Origin of the sequence: Burkholderia sp. Se-20378, from assembly GCF_017104665.1 — a bacterium.
Classification (GTDB): Bacteria; Pseudomonadota; Gammaproteobacteria; order Burkholderiales; family Burkholderiaceae; genus Burkholderia; species Burkholderia lata.
The window spans coordinates 1-833 of sequence record NZ_JAAGPG010001195.1 but is presented as its reverse complement, the minus strand read 5'-3'; the positions used below and the strand labels follow the sequence as shown (position 1 = coordinate 833).

1 pseudogene is annotated in these 833 nt (G+C 71.2%); it reads right to left on the bottom strand.

What is annotated here, in order from left to right:
- Positions 1-833, bottom strand: a pseudogene (locus tag G3N93_RS40960) (exodeoxyribonuclease V subunit gamma); the annotation flags it as partial.

The window sequence follows — 833 nt, the reverse complement described above, 5'->3', positions numbered from 1 at the left end:
CGCGAGCTGCGTCATCGAGCCAAGCGCCTGGTCGCGCCACACGGCGCCCGTCGCGCCGCCCGGCAGTTCGGGGCTCGCGTCCGCAATGCGCAGTGCGTGATCGTGCACGCCGCCCTCGTCCGATTCGATCAGCAGCGGCAGCACGCGCTCGGCGAGCGCATCGCTGCCGGCGAAATCGAGCGCGAACGGCTCGGTGTCGAGCAGTTCGGCCTGCGCGTCGGCGAGCACGATGCCGAGCCGCCCGCGCAGCAGCGCACGCGCGGGATGCCGCCAGAAACGTTCGAATTCGCTGAATGCGACAGGCTCGACCGGTTCGGCCGGCAGCGGCTGCGCGAAGAACGGCAGCTCGCGCGGCCCGTCGCGCAACGCTTCGGCCGCCAGCAGCGTCGCAAGCGTCGCACGCTCGGCGTCGTAGGAAACGAGTTCGCTGCCGGGCTGGAAATACGCGGCCGCGAACGGTTGCAGCGGATGCTCGACGACGAATGCGCGCCGCGCGGCCTCGACCGCGTCCGGCGGCGCGTCGGGCCCGGCCGTGACGAGTGCGAGGTGGTCGAGCAGTTCGTCGACGAGTGCGGCGGGCGGCAGCGGCGCGTTGTCGCGAATGCTGCGGCCCGTGTACGCAATCATCAACCGGTCGCGCGCAGCCAGCAGCAGGTCGAGAAACAGGTTGCGCTCGTCGTCGCGGCGCTGCCGGTCGCCGAGCTTCGGCAACACGGCCATCAGGTCGAATTCATCGGCACGCGCGAGGCTCGGCAGCACGCCATCGTCCATCCCGAGCAGGCAGACGACGCGATACGGCAGGCCGCGCAGGCTCGTCAGCGACGAGAACGTGA